This is a genomic window from Rhizobium glycinendophyticum, assembly GCF_006443685.1.
In the GTDB taxonomy this organism is placed as follows: Bacteria; Pseudomonadota; Alphaproteobacteria; order Rhizobiales; family Rhizobiaceae; genus Allorhizobium; species Allorhizobium glycinendophyticum.
The window spans coordinates 62,112-75,452 of the sequence record NZ_VFYP01000001.1; the positions used below are offsets into that span (position 1 = coordinate 62,112).

Below are 13,341 nucleotides of genomic sequence, written 5' to 3' on the forward strand. Positions count from 1 at the left end.
TTCATTCCGCGCTGATGCGCAGGCCTATGACCGGCGTTACTGCGGGCTTTTCGCTTGTAATCCGATAGCTTGCCAGAACCGTCTTCGCAGCCTCTTGTGCTGCGGTGAGGTCGTTGGCCTGGACGAAGGCGATCGGCTCGCCCTTCACAATGGGGGTGCCAAGCGGCTTGAAGCCGGATAGACCCACGCGGTGATCGATGCTGTCGCTCGGCCGCTGCCGGCCACCACCCAGTGTTACCACGGCAAGCCCCAGTGCGCGCGTGTCGCAGGCGGAAAGATAGCCGTTTTCGGGCGCCTCTACAGCGACCTCGACCTTGGCTCGTGGCAGATAGTGATCTGCCCTCTCCATGAAGTCGGAGGGGCCACCCAGCTCGTGTACCATTTTCCCGAAAATGTCCGCTGCATGGCCGGAGCCGAGAGCTTCGACGCAACGGGCAAGCGCCACCGTCTTGTCCATCTCCACGCCGGCATTGATCAGCATCTCCGCGCCGAAGGCGAGCGTCACCTGTTCCAGCCGCGTGCCGGTCTTGAGACCCTTGAGGAAATCGACCGCGTTCTGCACCTCAATGGCGTTCCCGGCACAATCAGCCAGCGGTTCATTCATGTCGGTCAGCAGCGCGGTTGTTCGGACACCAGCACCATTTGCCACGCGCACAAGCGAGCGGGCGAGCGCTTCGGCATCCTCTGCCTTGGCCATGAACGCGCCATTGCCGAATTTGACGTCGAGCACTAGGCTATCGAGCCCTGCCGCCAGTTTCTTCGACAGGATGGAGGCCGTGATCAGCGGAATGGATTCAACCGTCGCCGTCACGTCGCGGATCGCGTAGAGCCGTTTGTCCGCTGGTGCCAGGTCACCGGTCTGGCCGATGATGGCGCAGCCGGCGCGATCGACCGTCCGGCGGAAGATGGCATTATCAGGCATCACGTCATAGCCCGGGATCGACTGCAGCTTATCCAGCGTACCGCCGGTATGGCCAAGACCCCGACCCGATATCATCGGGACAGCAAGCCCGCAGGCGGCCACGATCGGGGCCAGCATCAGTGAGACGTTGTCGCCGACGCCGCCGGTCGAATGTTTGTCCGCAATCGGCCTGCCGACACCAGACCAAGACAGGACGTCACCAGAATCGCGCATCGCAAGGGTCAGCGCCACGATCTCCTCAGGCGTCATGCCCTGAAAGAAAACCGCCATGGCGAATGCCGCCACTTGTCCTTCGGAAATCGTTTCGTTGGAGAGCCCCTCGATAAAGCCGGAAATTTCGGCGGCCGACAGCACTCCACCATCCCGCTTTCGTCGAATGATCTCCTGCGGCAACATGATCAGTATCCTGAGGCTGCGGCGGTCGACCGCTCGCCTGAAAGAACGGCCAAGATGTCGTCCAGCAGCCCCGAAGCTCCAAAACGAAAGGTGGACGGGATCACCCAGTCCTCGCCCATGATCGTATCGGCAAGCCGCAGGTAAAGTCCGGCGTCGGCGACCGTCGAGATACCCCCGGCGGGCTTGAAGCCGACCCTCTTGCGGCTGTCACGGATCGATTGCAGCATGATGTCTGCCGCCTCCAGCGTGGCATTGACGCCGACCTTGCCGGTCGAAGTCTTGACGAAATCCGCACCGGCCGCGATGGCAAGGTCGGATGCCTTCCGGATAAGAGCCACATCCTTGAGTTCGCCGGTTTCCAGGATCGTCTTCAGGATAGCATTGCCGCAGGCTGCCTTCACGGCAGTTACCATGTCCGTCACAGCCTTCTCATCACCGGAAGCCAAGGCACGGTACGGAATGACAAGGTCGATATCGTCGGCGCCGTCGGCAACAGCGTCGCGCGTCTCCGCCAGCACATCCTCGATCTTCATTGCGCCAGAGGGAAAGTTGACCACGGTCGCGATGCGGATCGGACTGTCCGGCCCAAGCAGCGTGCGCGCCTGCATCACGAAGCGTGGCCAGATGCAGATCGCGGCCGTGGGGCCATAAGCGGTCTGGGCCTTGCCGCAGAGCGAAACGATCTGCTCCGGCGTGCAATCATCCTTCAGGTTGGTGAGGTCGAGAAGCGACAGCGCCTTGGTCGCAACCGCGCGCAGTTCCTGGTTATCCAATATCGTTACCTCCGCCGATCATCCGCTTGAGGATGCGGGCCAGACGTTCGCCGCCGATCGGCGCCATGTCTTTGGTTTCTTCGTGGCTCAGTTCGCCACCGGTCATGCCGGCTCCATAATTGGTGATCACGGAGGCTGCCGCAACCCTCAGGCCGAAAAAGCGGGCGAGAATGACTTCCGGTACGGTCGACATGCCGACAGCATCCGCCCCCAGCACCCGCGCCATGCGGATCTCTGCCGGTGTCTCGAAGCTCGGGCCGGAGAACCACATATAGACACCGTGAGAGAGCGGGACTTCTTCTGCGGCTGCGGCTTCGCGCATGGCAGCCTGCAGCTGCGCGTCATAGGCCGAAGTCATGCCGACGAAGCGTGCGTCGCTTGGCTCGCCGATCAGCGGGTTCTTGCCGGAGAAATTGATGTGGTCGGTGATCTGCATGACCGAACCCGGCGGCATATCCTCGCGCAGAGACCCCGCCGCATTGGTCAGTATCAGCGTCGTGACCCCCAGCCCCATCAGCACTTCGATGGGAATCCGCATCGCCGTCGGATCGCCGTGCTCGTAATAATGCACGCGACCGGCGAGCATGATGACCGGCGTTTTCCCCAGCATGCCGGCGACAAGCTCGCCAGCATGACCCGATACGGCACTCAAGGGAAAGCCGGGCAGCTCGGAATAGGGGACACGAACCGCATCTCGAACCTCGTTCACCAGTGAACCCAATCCCGAACCCAGGACGATGCCGTGACGGGGAACGAGACCGTTCAGCCGCTCGACGAGAAGATCGACGGCGGGCTTCATCCAATCACGTCCGTCTTGAAACTCAGCGGCAGAAGTTCGTCCATGGTCATGGTCTTCTGCACGCCCACCTCGTCGCAGAGGTAGATCTTCGTGTCTGCGGATGCGAATTCGGAGATCTTCTGGCGGCAGCCGCCGCAAGGCGGGCAGAGCGCGAGCTTCTCGGCAATGACGGCCATCTCGACGATCTTCTTGCCGCCGCCCATGATCATGCAACCGATCGCCGTGGGCTCGGCACACCATCCCTGCGGGAAGGAGAGGTTCTCGATGTTGGCGCCCGTATAGATCTTGCCGTCATCGGCCCGGATCGCAGCTCCCACGGGGAACTTGGAATAGGGCGCGTGGGCGAATGCCATCGCGCCGCGTGCGGCCTCGAACAGATCGTGAGCCATGGATCAACGCTCCTTGGTATAGGGTACGCCACCGGCCTTCGGCGGGTTGGCAGCACCGATGAATCCCGCCAGCAGAATACAAGTCAGGATATAGGGCAGAGCCTGGAAAATCTGTACCGGCACCTCGCCGATCCCGGGTACGGCCTTGCCCTGCATGAAGTTCGCGAGCGCGTCGAGGAAACCGAACAGCAGGCAGGCGAACATCACCGGCACCGGCTTCCATTTGGCGAAGATGAGCGCCGCAAGCGCGATATAGCCCTTGCCCGCCGACATGTCCTTGATGAAGGCCGCCGACTGCGCGATCGCCAAATAGGTGCCGGAGAAACCGCAGAGGAAGCCGGCTACCAGAACGGCACGGTAACGCAGAAAGGTCACCGAGATGCCCGCCGTATCGACGGCGCCCGGATTTTCGCCGACGGCGCGCAGCCGCAGACCGAAACGCGTCCGGTAGAGCACCCACCAGGACAGCGGCACGGCGAGGAAAGCGATATAGGTGAGGATGTTGTTGCCGGAAATCACATTTGCATAGATCGGCCCGATGAAGGGTACGTCACGCATCGCGTCGGCTCCCGGCAGGATGATCGGCGCAAAGCGCCCGTCATTGGTCACCTGGGGCGTGCGGCCGCCCTGGCCGAACCACGCTTGGCCGAGCACGACTGTCAGGCCGGCGGCCACGAAATTGAGCGCCACCCCCGAAATGATCTGGTTGCCGCGATTGGTGATCGAGGCAAAACCGTGGATCAGCGAGAAGAAGAGCGAAATCCCGAGACCGGCGCAGAGACCGGCCCAGGCAGAGCCGGTCAGATGCGCCGTGCAGGCAGCCGCGAATGCGGCAGCTAACATCTTACCCTCAAGCCCGATATCGAAAATGCCGGCGCGTTCCGAAAAGAGACCTGCCAGTGCCGTGAAAATCAGCGGGATCGACAGGCGGATGGTCGATCCAAGAATGCTGATGAGGATGTCGAAGCTATCCATGTTTGATCCTCAACCCTTCACGAAAGTTTGGTAGGCGCGGACAATCATCGGCCGGCACATAAATTCGAGCGCGCCGGCAAACAGGATGACGAGACCCTGGATGACGACGATCATGTCGCGGGTGATGTTCGGCATGTCGAAGGAAAGCTCCGCCCCGCCCTGATAAAGCACCCCGAACAGGATGGCGGCAATGATGATGCCGAGCGGATGGTTGCGCCCCATCAGAGAGACGGCGATGCCGACAAAGCCAGCGCCACCGACGAATTCCACCTGCAGACGTGCAGAAGCGCCAAGCACCGGGTTGAGCGCCATCATGCCGGCGAGACCGCCGGAGATCAGCATCGTGATAACAACGATTCTCGTATAGGAAATGCCGGCATAATCGGCGGCCGAGCGGCTGAGACCCATGGTCCGCATCTCAAAGCCGAGTTTTGTCCGCCAGATCAACACCCACACCACCACGCACATCACGAGTGCAATGAGGAATGACACGTTGAACGGGGCAGGGCCGAGTTTGCCGCCGAACATGGCAATCAGCCAGTCGAGCTTCGGCAGTTGACCGCCTTCAAGGAAGGTGCGGGTTTCAGGCGCCATCTTGCCTGGAACGATGAAAACGTTGACCAGCAGGTAAACCATCAGCGCCGCGCCGATGAAGTTGAACATGATTGTGGTGATGACGATATGGCTGCCGCGCTTTGCCTGTAGAAGCGCCGGAATCAGCGCCCAGGCCGCGCCGAAGAGAGCAGCGCCGAGGACCGCGAACGGCATCGTCACATACCAGGGTACGTAGTGGTCCAACGCCAGAGCGGCAAGTGCAGCACCCAGGCCGCCCACATAGGCTTGGCCCTCGGAGCCGATGTTGAACAGCCCGGCATGATAGGCGACCGCCACCGAAAGCCCGGTGAAGATGAAGTTCGTCGCGTAGAACAGCGTAAAGCCGATGCCTTCGCCGCGCCCGAGCGCGCCCTGCAGCATCAGTTGCAGCGCCTCCCACGGGTTTTCCCCGATGATCCAGACCACGAGGCCCGAGACCAGGAAGGCGAGCGTGAGGTTGATCAGCGGCAGCAGCGCATAATTGATCCAGTTGGGAAGGGGTACGGATGCAGTGCTCATCGAATCCTCAAGCGGCAATACCGGCCATCATCAGGCCGAGTGTCTGTTCACCGGCGTCCGGTGTCTTCTCGCCAACCACCTTGCCGGCGAACATCACCAGGATCCGGTCGGACAGCGAACGGATCTCGTCGAGCTCGACGGAAACCAGCAGCACGGCCTTGCCGGCGTCCCGCGTTTCGACGATCCGCTTGTGAATGAATTCGATGGCGCCGATGTCGACGCCGCGGGTAGGCTGGCCGACGATCAGAAGCTTCGGATCCCGCTCGATTTCGCGCGCGACCACGATCTTTTGCTGGTTGCCGCCTGAGAAGTTCGCAGTCTTGAGCCGTGGGTTTGGTGGGCGAATGTCGTATTTCTCGATCTCCGCCACGGCCGCCTTGCGAATTGCCTCGGGGTCGAGGAAGAAGCCCTTCCCGTAGCGCTCGTCACGATGATAGCCCAGTATTGCGTTCTGACTTTCCTCGAAGGCGAGCACAAGGCCCATGTGGTGTCGGTCTTCCGGAATATGAGCAACGCCTACGCCGCGCAATTCTGCCGGATCGAGCCCCGCGACGTTGCGCCCGCCGATCCAGATCTCGCCGGATGTGGGTTTGCGGATGCCGGTAATTGCCTCCAGCAATTCGCTCTGGCCATTGCCCGCAACGCCAGCGATACCGACAATTTCCCCGGACCTTACGTCGAACGAGACGTTGTCGACCATGGTGACGCCACGGCTGTCCTTGACGGTCAGGTTGCGCACAGAGAGATAGACGTCACCTGGATTGGCTGGCTTCTTGTCGACATGAAGCAGCACGCGGCGGCCAACCATCAGCTCGGCCAGTTCTTCGACCGTTGTCTCAGCTGTCTTGCGTGTCGCAACGATCTCGCCACGCCGCATCACCGAGACTGTGTCGGTGATCGCCATGATCTCGCGCAGCTTGTGCGTGATCAGAATGACGGTTTTGCCCTGGTCGCGCAGCACGCCGAGGATCTTGAACAGGTGATCCGCTTCAGCCGGCGTCAAAACGCCAGTCGGCTCGTCAAGAATCAGGATTTCTGCGCCGCGATAAAGCGCCTTCAGAATCTCCACGCGCTGCTGCAGACCCACGGGAAGTTCCTCGACCACCGCGTCGGGATCGACTTCCAGCTCGTAATCCTCTTCCAGCTTCTTGAGCGCGGCACGAGCAGTGTCGACGCCCTTGGCCAATGTCGCGCCGCCTTCGGCACCGAGCATCAGGTTTTCCAGCACCGTGAAATTTTCGACCAGCATGAAATGCTGGTGCACCATTCCGATGCCGGCGCTAATCGCTGCCTGGCTGTCGCGGATGGTGATCGGCTTGCCCGCGATCTGGATGGATCCCTGGTCGGCCTGGTAGAATCCGTAGAGGATCGACATCAGCGTCGATTTGCCAGCGCCATTTTCACCGATGATACCGTGAATGGAGCCTTTGGCGACCGTGAGGTTGATGTTCTTGTTGGCATGCACCGCACCGAACTTCTTGTCGATGCCGATCAGTTCGATCGCCGGTACCTGGCTTTTAGCAGTCATTCCGGTCCCCCAGACATACAAAAAGGGCGCAGGACGACTTGATCGCCGTCCTGCGCCCGGATTTTAAATCACTTCGGGCATGAATTGTCCGACATGTAGTCGTGCACCTTAACGGTGCCTGCGATGATGTCGGCCTTCGCCTTTTCAACGGCGGCCTTCATGTCGTCGGTGATCAGCTTGGCGTTGTTGTCGTCGAGCGCGTAGCCGACGCCGTCTTCCTTGACGCCAAGAGCGAGAAGGCCCGGCGTGAACTTGTCGTTCTTGGAGTCGGAATATGCGTTGTAAACAGCGAGGTCGACGCGCTTGACCATCGAGGTCAGGACGGAACCCGGTTGCAGGTGGTTCTGGTTGGAATCCACGCCGATCGAGAACTTCTTGTTGTCTGCTGCCGTCTGGAGGACGCCGAGGCCTGAAGCGCCGGCTGCGGCGTAGATGACGTCCGCGCCCTGGTCGATCTGGTTCTTGGCGAGTTCACCGCCGCGGACAGGGTCGTTCCAGGCAGCACCGGTGGTGCCGATCATGTTCTGCAGAACTTCGATGTCGGCCTTGGCGGCGCGCGCGCCCTGCTCGTAGCCGCATTCGAACTTGCGGATCAGCGGGATATCCATGCCGCCGACGAAACCAACCTTGCCGGTGGTCGATGCCATGCCGGCAAGCAGGCCGACGAGGTAAGAACCTTCTTCTTCTTTATAGACAACCGAGCGGACATTCGGCTTGTCGACAACGGAATCGACGATCACGAACTGAGTGTCGGGGAATTCGGCGGCAACCTTCTCGATGGCAGAGGTCCAGGCGAAGGAAACGGCCACGACCGGGTTGAAGCCCTTGGACGCGAAGTTGCGGATCGCCTGCTCGCCCTGCGTATCGCTGGTCGGTTCGAAATCACGATAGTCGATGCCGGTTTCGGCCTTGAACTTCTCGGCGCCACCATAAGCGGCTTCGTTGAACGACTTGTCGAATTTGCCGCCCGTACCATACACCAGCGCCGGCTTGACGTCGGCCGCAAGCGCGGTTGCCGACATCGCGGCCAAGGCAAAGAGACTGAGGAGGGTTTTCTTCATAGTGCAGCCCTGTTTGTTGCTATTGATCTTGTTGGGTCCTCCCGCAAGCCTTCCCATACGGAAAGACATGTCTGCGGAACCGCCGCTCCCCTTTTCCAGAGGTCCTGGCTGGGCTGCATCCTTGCATGGCTCGTCTGAAAATTCACCAGATTTTTTTCATCTGGTAAAGATTCACACCCGTGCCGAAATTTCGGCGCCGAGTGTGAAAATCTAGTCAGATCAAAGGGATTTGTGCTGCCGCTTTGGGCAGAACGTCTCATGCTGCCGGCGAGATCGGGCAAGAGACCCCTGTACCTTGCAGACCGCAATAGCCGTTCGGATTCTTTGCGAGATATTGCTGATGATACTCTTCCGCATAGTAGAAGGGGCCGGCATGGGCGATTTCGGTCGTCACCCGACTGTTGTGCCCTGCCTGCACCAAGGCGTTCTGGAACGCGTCGCGCACCCGGATCGCCAGTGCCATATCTTCCTCTGTCTCCACATAGATGGCCGACCTGTAGGTCGTGCCGATATCGTTCCCCTGGCGCATGCCCTGGGTCGGATCATGCGCCTCAAAGAAGATCTTGAGCAGCGCTTCCAGGCTGATCTTGGCGGGATCATAGACGACCTTGACCACTTCCGTGTGGCCGGTGAGCCCGGTCACGGTTTCCTGATAGGTCGGATTGGGGGTGATGCCGCCCTGATAGCCGGCCGCGGTCACATAGACGCCCGGCGTCTGCCAGAGAAGCCGCTCGGCCCCCCAGAAACATCCGAGGCCCAGATAGATCGTCTGCATCTGCTCCGGATACGGGCCCTTGAGCGGCAGGCCGGATATGAAATGTGTCTCGGCCGTGGGCAGAGGCTCTGTGCGACCGGGAAGAGCGTTTTCCGCCGTCGGCATCACGGTCTTCTTGTTGAACATGTCGATCAGGAACATCTCGATACTCCTTGTGTGAGGTAAAACGCGCCGCCGTACGTCCTGGCAGGCAAAGGTCACGGCATCCGCCATTGGCTGATGCAGACCCGTTAGATAAAAGCGACTGGTGACTGCCGATGCGCTCAGGCGGCGAAACGTCCGGCCAGCGAGGGCTTCTTGTATCCGACCATCCAGAAAACCAACGACAGTGCGAACAGCACGACGAAACCCGGTTGTGGCAACAGCAGATCCTGAACCGTCGACCAGGCCGCGGGCCCGAAACGCATCTCCAGCATGCTCTGCAGCTTCAGCAGCGAGGCCGGGCTGACATCATTCCAGATCGACGCGAGCGGCGTCAGGATCACACGGGAGGCTGAAACTGACGCGATCGCATCAACCGCCGCAGCGATGGTCCCGACGCAGAGAAACAGCAAACTCATTATTCTGAACGCAAGCCGCACCATACACATCCCCGGCTGAACACGACGGCCAGTCTCCAACCCCACTGCCGTCTGGGCATATAGATAGGGATTTGAGAGCCGATGTCAAAATAATGCGAGATTTAGGTTGATCCGCCAGATTTCATGGGTATATATCGCGCCCGACCAACCGCGGTGGTTTGCCCCGCGATCCCCCTGGACAGGTGGCCGAGTGGTTTAAGGCGCACGCCTGGAACGCGTGTGTGCGTGAAAGCGTACCGTGGGTTCGAATCCCACCCTGTCCGCCATTTGCTTGTATATCTTTGTCTTACGATCCCGGCGCCAGCCGGTCTGTCTTTTGACGCCCAGGATCTATGTGTGGCGTGTGAGCGTCTCGACAAGCGGCAGCTGCACCTTAAGCCGCATGAGAAGCAGTGCCATGCCGCCGATTTTGCGCTGAACGAACAGCATTTCCGCTGGGGGAAGAGTAAGGCTCTGTCGGTCCGCGGCGATCAGCGCCGCAAAGGCGCGCAGCATCGGCACTAGACTGCGATCGGCAAAATCGAACATCCCGTCGGGCCTCGCATGCAAATGTTTGAGACCGATCTGAGCCATGATCCTCAGCGTGCTGCCATGACGCTCCATCTGCGCAGCCGACAGGAAGCCCATTGAGAACAGGGCATTCACAACAGCGTTGACATCTTGCGAAAGAGCAGCGCGCAACAGCGTGCGATAGGCATCGGATGTTGTGGTAGAGACGGGTCTGGCCGCTCCGAAGTCGAGCAAAACGAGACGGACGGTATCGGGTTGCCAGCGATAGTTCGCAAAGTTCGGGTCTGTCTGCATCAGGCCCATTTCGAACAGTTCCCGCAACACCAGGTCAAGCAGCTCTTGTCCTATGCTTCCGCTATCGGCTTAGTGTCAAAGCGGACATAATGTCGGCGCCAGTCTGCGCCCCATGCGTTTGTCAGGGCGCCTCCAGCTGCTGCGGCGGCATGACATGGGCGCCATCGCGCAGTTGCGCGAGAATGGTGGTGAGTTCGGCGGGAAGCATGTCGCCAGCGTCGAGGGAGATCATCTGGCCCAGCTTCATGGCAGCACCCCTGAGCCGCAACAGCTGGTCCGTCACCCGCAAGGCGTTGGACGGCGTCAGGAGCAGATCGGCAAGCTGCGGTCTATCCCCTTGCGCCAGCCGCCTGAGCCCTTCGCCAACCACGCCGGTTGCGACGCTCCCAGCAATTTGACCGAAGGCTGCGAGACGGGCGAGACGGCCCTGGGGCACCGGGCGAAAGCGGTCGCTCATCGCTACCACCGTTGAAGCCGGGGCCGAAATCGCAAGAACGCCTGATAGGCTCGTTCGAACAGCGGGGTTGCCGGCGGCCAGCCGGCAAGCAGACCGAGCGGCCGCAAGATCGGGATCGCCCGCCACATGGCGGCGAAAGCTGCGGCTCCTGAAAGCAACCTGCCGCCCTCCATGGCGTGGAAGCGGGACAGAATATCTGCGCGATCGATCGGGCAGTCGGTGTTCGGATTGCAGGCGTCGACGAAGCGGATGGCGCCCCGCCGGTCGAGCCGTCGCATCAGCGCAATCTCGCCTCTGCACAGCGGACATCCGCTATCGAACCAGATTGTCACGCGCTCGTTCATCTCTGGTCTCCACTGAGAGACATCAGCATCGGGATCTTCTCCTTGAGAGTAAAGAAACCTTTCCGGCAGTACGGCCAAGCCTCAACGTCCCAGACGCGTTGATGTTCGGTGAGGGGGAGACCTTCCCGCTCTGCGTCTACCCGGAGCGCGATCAGCCTGTCCGCTATGGGTCCGACCGGCGCAAAGCCCGTCACGATCTGGCGGCATCGGAGATCCCGTGCCGAACGAAGTTCGTGCGCACCAAACGCCCCGAGTACCTGTGCATCCGGCCATTTCTGTCTGGCACGGGCCAGTGCGTCGGCCAAGGCAATCCCGTCTGCCTCGCTGTCACCTGGGAGCAGGGCGATCGCGTCGATCGACAAGGAGTCAATCTGCGGCAAGGTTTCCAGCGATAGATCCTCCGCCGTCAATAGCAGCAGGCTCGACACGCCTTTCTTCGGAAGTGCAGCCGGGCGTGGTGTTGATGGGGCGGGAATGTCGATACTCTCCGCGGGCAGAAGGGCCCGCCTTGCAAGCCCCTGCGGTGAAAAGCGGCCCTGCGTCATGGCGCGAATGCGCTCGCCGTCAGCAAGATAGGCCTTGCCCTTGGTGTGAAGGCCCGCAACCCAGCGCCAGGACAGGGTGTTGGCCGCAGGATCTGCATCGACGAGGTGCGCAAACATGTGGGCGGCGCCCAGCTCCCACGGCAGGCCAAGGGTGAAGATCCATATTGATGAGAACTGCATCCGGGCCCAGTTGTGCAGGTAGCCGGTTTCCTGCAACTCCGTCGCCCAGGCATCGAAGCAGTCGATGCCGCTACGCCCGTTAGCGGCCTGCGAAAATCTCGTCATCCGCCCGCTGTCATGGTTGAGCCGTTGTTTCTCATGCGCCAGGGCCTTCAGATATCCAGTCCAGACGGAAGGCCGCTGCTCGAGCCACCCCTTCCAGTAGGTACGCCAGAAGACCTCGCTGATGAATTTGTCGCTGGCGCCTGGCCCATGCTCGCTGACAACGGCTGAAACAACCTCGCGCTCGCTGATCAACCGCCTCCGCAGCGCAGGCGACAGGCTCGACACATGTTTGTGTCGGCCGGGGCCCATATCCAGATTTCGGAGGCGCGCATATTCCATACCCGCTCTGGGCGCGAAGTCCTGAAGCCGCGCCAGGGCTGCCGCCCGGGTGAGGGGAGGGGAGGTGTGGCCGGAGCCGAGTGTCGCATTATCCACGGAGGCTCCTGTCGTACGGCTGGACATCATAGGACAGGCTACGACATCACCCGAGGCGCGGATCAGATAATCCGTTGAACCAAAGATGTGACATCACGACGCCCCCTGAGCTAAGCCCGTCAGCCATCTGGAGGGTCTGAAACCTTCCCTATCCAGCCAAGCCCGTCCTTCGTGCCTCTGCGCGGCCGGTACTCGCATCCGACATAGCCCTGATAGCCGATCGCGTCGATCTCAGTGAAGATCCGCAAATCATCGAGTTCGCCGGTCAGCGGCTCGTGCCTGTCCGGCACCGAGGCGACCTGAATGTGCCCGATCAGCGGGGCGAAGCGTCTCAGCGCCATGATCACGTCGCCGTGTAGGATCTGCCGGTGGTAGATGTCGAACTGTAGCTGCACATGCGGCAGATTGATCTCCGCGATGAAACTGACTGCGCGATCAAAATTGTCGAGGAAGTAACCCGGCATGTCGCGGCTATTGATCGGTTCTATGACGAGACCGATACCGGCCTCGCCCGTCAGCTCTGCCGCCCGCTTCAGGTTCTTGCGGTAAGCGTCGGTGGCGACCGGGTTACGCGCCGAGACAATGCCCGCCATCATGTGCAGACGCGGCGTACCGATCACCCGTGCATAGGAGATCGCCGTCTCGACAGACTGCGCGAACTCGCTCTCCCGCCCCGGCAAAGCGGCAAGTCCGCGCTCTCCCCCATCCCAGTTCCCGGGCGACATGTTGAACAATGCCTGAACCAGCCCCGCCTCGGACAGCTTGTCAGCAATCAACTCCGCGGCGTGCTCATAGGGAAAAAGGAATTCGACGGCTGTAAATCCGCAATCCGCCGCCGCCCGGAACCGGTCGAGGAACGGGAATTCTGTAAACATCATCGACAGATTGGCGGCAAACTTCGGCAATGCTGGCTCCCTGGCAAGTCTTCACGCGAGACGGTCTCGCTTCCGAACTCCGAGATTTTTGGCTCGATAAACTGCCACATAGGCGTCCGGCCCCCTGAGTCCTGGGCGATTCCCCTCATTGATCGGCGATTCTGCCCAATTCATAATCATGCCGTCTTGCATCCGATGCATAGCTGCAGTGCAGCATTGGCGATTGGAATCGACGGCCATCGGAGTATGTTCATACCTATCGAAGCAATGCACCTCCTCCCGCAGAGCTTCGAGGCGGAACGGCCACTCCTCCTCCCAAGGCCGTTCTACTGAACACTGGCACT

The 13,341-nt window shown here is 60.8% G+C and carries 15 protein-coding genes and 1 tRNA gene; 1 reads left to right on the forward strand and 15 read right to left on the reverse strand.

Features of this window, described 5'->3' with window-relative positions:
• Position 1: 1 nt before the first annotated feature.
• The 10 genes from deoA to FJQ55_RS00330 form a co-directional block, all read right to left on the reverse strand.
• Positions 2–1,318 (reverse strand): thymidine phosphorylase, encoded by a 1,317-nt coding sequence (gene deoA / locus FJQ55_RS00285; protein WP_140825759.1) that lies wholly within the window; start codon positions 1,316–1,318, stop codon positions 2–4.
• A gap of 2 nt (positions 1,319–1,320) precedes the next feature.
• Positions 1,321–2,091: a deoxyribose-phosphate aldolase gene (deoC, locus tag FJQ55_RS00290; RefSeq protein ID WP_140825760.1), complete on the reverse strand. Its 771-nt coding sequence runs from the start codon at positions 2,089–2,091 to the stop codon at positions 1,321–1,323.
• A complete protein-coding gene (locus tag FJQ55_RS00295) occupies positions 2,084–2,890 on the reverse strand; it encodes a purine-nucleoside phosphorylase (protein ID WP_140825761.1) in 807 nt (268 codons plus the stop codon). The genes deoC and FJQ55_RS00295 overlap by 8 nt, the downstream gene beginning before the upstream one ends.
• Entirely contained in the window at positions 2,887–3,279 is a 393-nt protein-coding gene (locus FJQ55_RS00300; protein WP_140825762.1) for a cytidine deaminase, read from the reverse strand. Before FJQ55_RS00300 ends, FJQ55_RS00295 begins: the two co-directional genes overlap by 4 nt.
• Positions 3,280–3,282: 3 nt before the next feature.
• Positions 3,283–4,254: an ABC transporter permease gene (locus FJQ55_RS00305; protein ID WP_140825763.1), complete on the reverse strand. Its 972-nt coding sequence runs from the start codon at positions 4,252–4,254 to the stop codon at positions 3,283–3,285.
• 9 nt (positions 4,255–4,263) lie between these two features.
• A complete protein-coding gene (locus tag FJQ55_RS00310; RefSeq protein ID WP_140825764.1) occupies positions 4,264–5,367 on the reverse strand; it encodes an ABC transporter permease in 1,104 nt (367 codons plus the stop codon).
• 7 nt (positions 5,368–5,374) lie between these two features.
• A complete protein-coding gene (locus tag FJQ55_RS00315) occupies positions 5,375–6,895 on the reverse strand; it encodes an ABC transporter ATP-binding protein (protein ID WP_140825765.1) in 1,521 nt (506 codons plus the stop codon).
• Between the two features lie 68 nt (positions 6,896–6,963).
• Positions 6,964–7,956, reverse strand: coding sequence for a BMP family lipoprotein (locus FJQ55_RS00320; protein ID WP_140825766.1), 993 nt, complete (start codon positions 7,954–7,956; stop codon positions 6,964–6,966).
• 256 nt (positions 7,957–8,212) lie between these two features.
• Positions 8,213–8,872: a peptide-methionine (S)-S-oxide reductase MsrA gene (gene msrA, locus FJQ55_RS00325; protein ID WP_140825767.1), complete on the reverse strand. Its 660-nt coding sequence runs from the start codon at positions 8,870–8,872 to the stop codon at positions 8,213–8,215.
• A 122-nt stretch (positions 8,873–8,994) separates the two neighbouring features.
• Positions 8,995–9,315 (reverse strand): hypothetical protein, encoded by a 321-nt coding sequence (locus FJQ55_RS00330; protein WP_167507679.1) that lies wholly within the window; start codon positions 9,313–9,315, stop codon positions 8,995–8,997.
• Positions 9,316–9,488: 173 nt separating this feature from the next.
• On the opposite strand from FJQ55_RS00330, the gene FJQ55_RS00335 reads away from it, so the two are divergent.
• Positions 9,489–9,578, forward strand: a tRNA-Ser gene (locus FJQ55_RS00335).
• A 64-nt stretch (positions 9,579–9,642) separates the two neighbouring features.
• Here FJQ55_RS00335 and FJQ55_RS23585 read toward each other — a convergent pair.
• The 5 genes from FJQ55_RS23585 to otnI all read right to left on the reverse strand — a co-directional run bounded on the left by FJQ55_RS23585 (position 9,643) and on the right by otnI (position 13,027).
• A complete protein-coding gene (locus FJQ55_RS23585) occupies positions 9,643–10,116 on the reverse strand; it encodes an AarF/UbiB family protein (RefSeq protein ID WP_246084982.1) in 474 nt (157 codons plus the stop codon).
• Positions 10,117–10,237: 121 nt separating this feature from the next.
• A complete protein-coding gene (locus tag FJQ55_RS23590) occupies positions 10,238–10,573 on the reverse strand; it encodes an AarF/ABC1/UbiB kinase family protein (RefSeq protein ID WP_246084983.1) in 336 nt (111 codons plus the stop codon).
• 2 nt (positions 10,574–10,575) lie between these two features.
• Positions 10,576–10,917 carry a thiol-disulfide oxidoreductase DCC family protein gene (locus tag FJQ55_RS00345; RefSeq protein WP_140825768.1) on the reverse strand — a complete coding sequence of 114 codons (342 nt, stop codon included), beginning with the start codon at positions 10,915–10,917 and terminating at the stop codon, positions 10,576–10,578.
• Positions 10,914–12,122 (reverse strand): FAD-binding domain-containing protein, encoded by a 1,209-nt coding sequence (locus tag FJQ55_RS00350; protein ID WP_246084984.1) that lies wholly within the window; start codon positions 12,120–12,122, stop codon positions 10,914–10,916. The genes FJQ55_RS00345 and FJQ55_RS00350 overlap by 4 nt, the downstream gene beginning before the upstream one ends.
• Positions 12,123–12,241: 119 nt before the next feature.
• Positions 12,242–13,027, reverse strand: coding sequence for a 2-oxo-tetronate isomerase (gene otnI / locus FJQ55_RS00355; protein ID WP_140825770.1), 786 nt, complete (start codon positions 13,025–13,027; stop codon positions 12,242–12,244).
• Positions 13,028–13,341 lie beyond the last annotated feature (314 nt).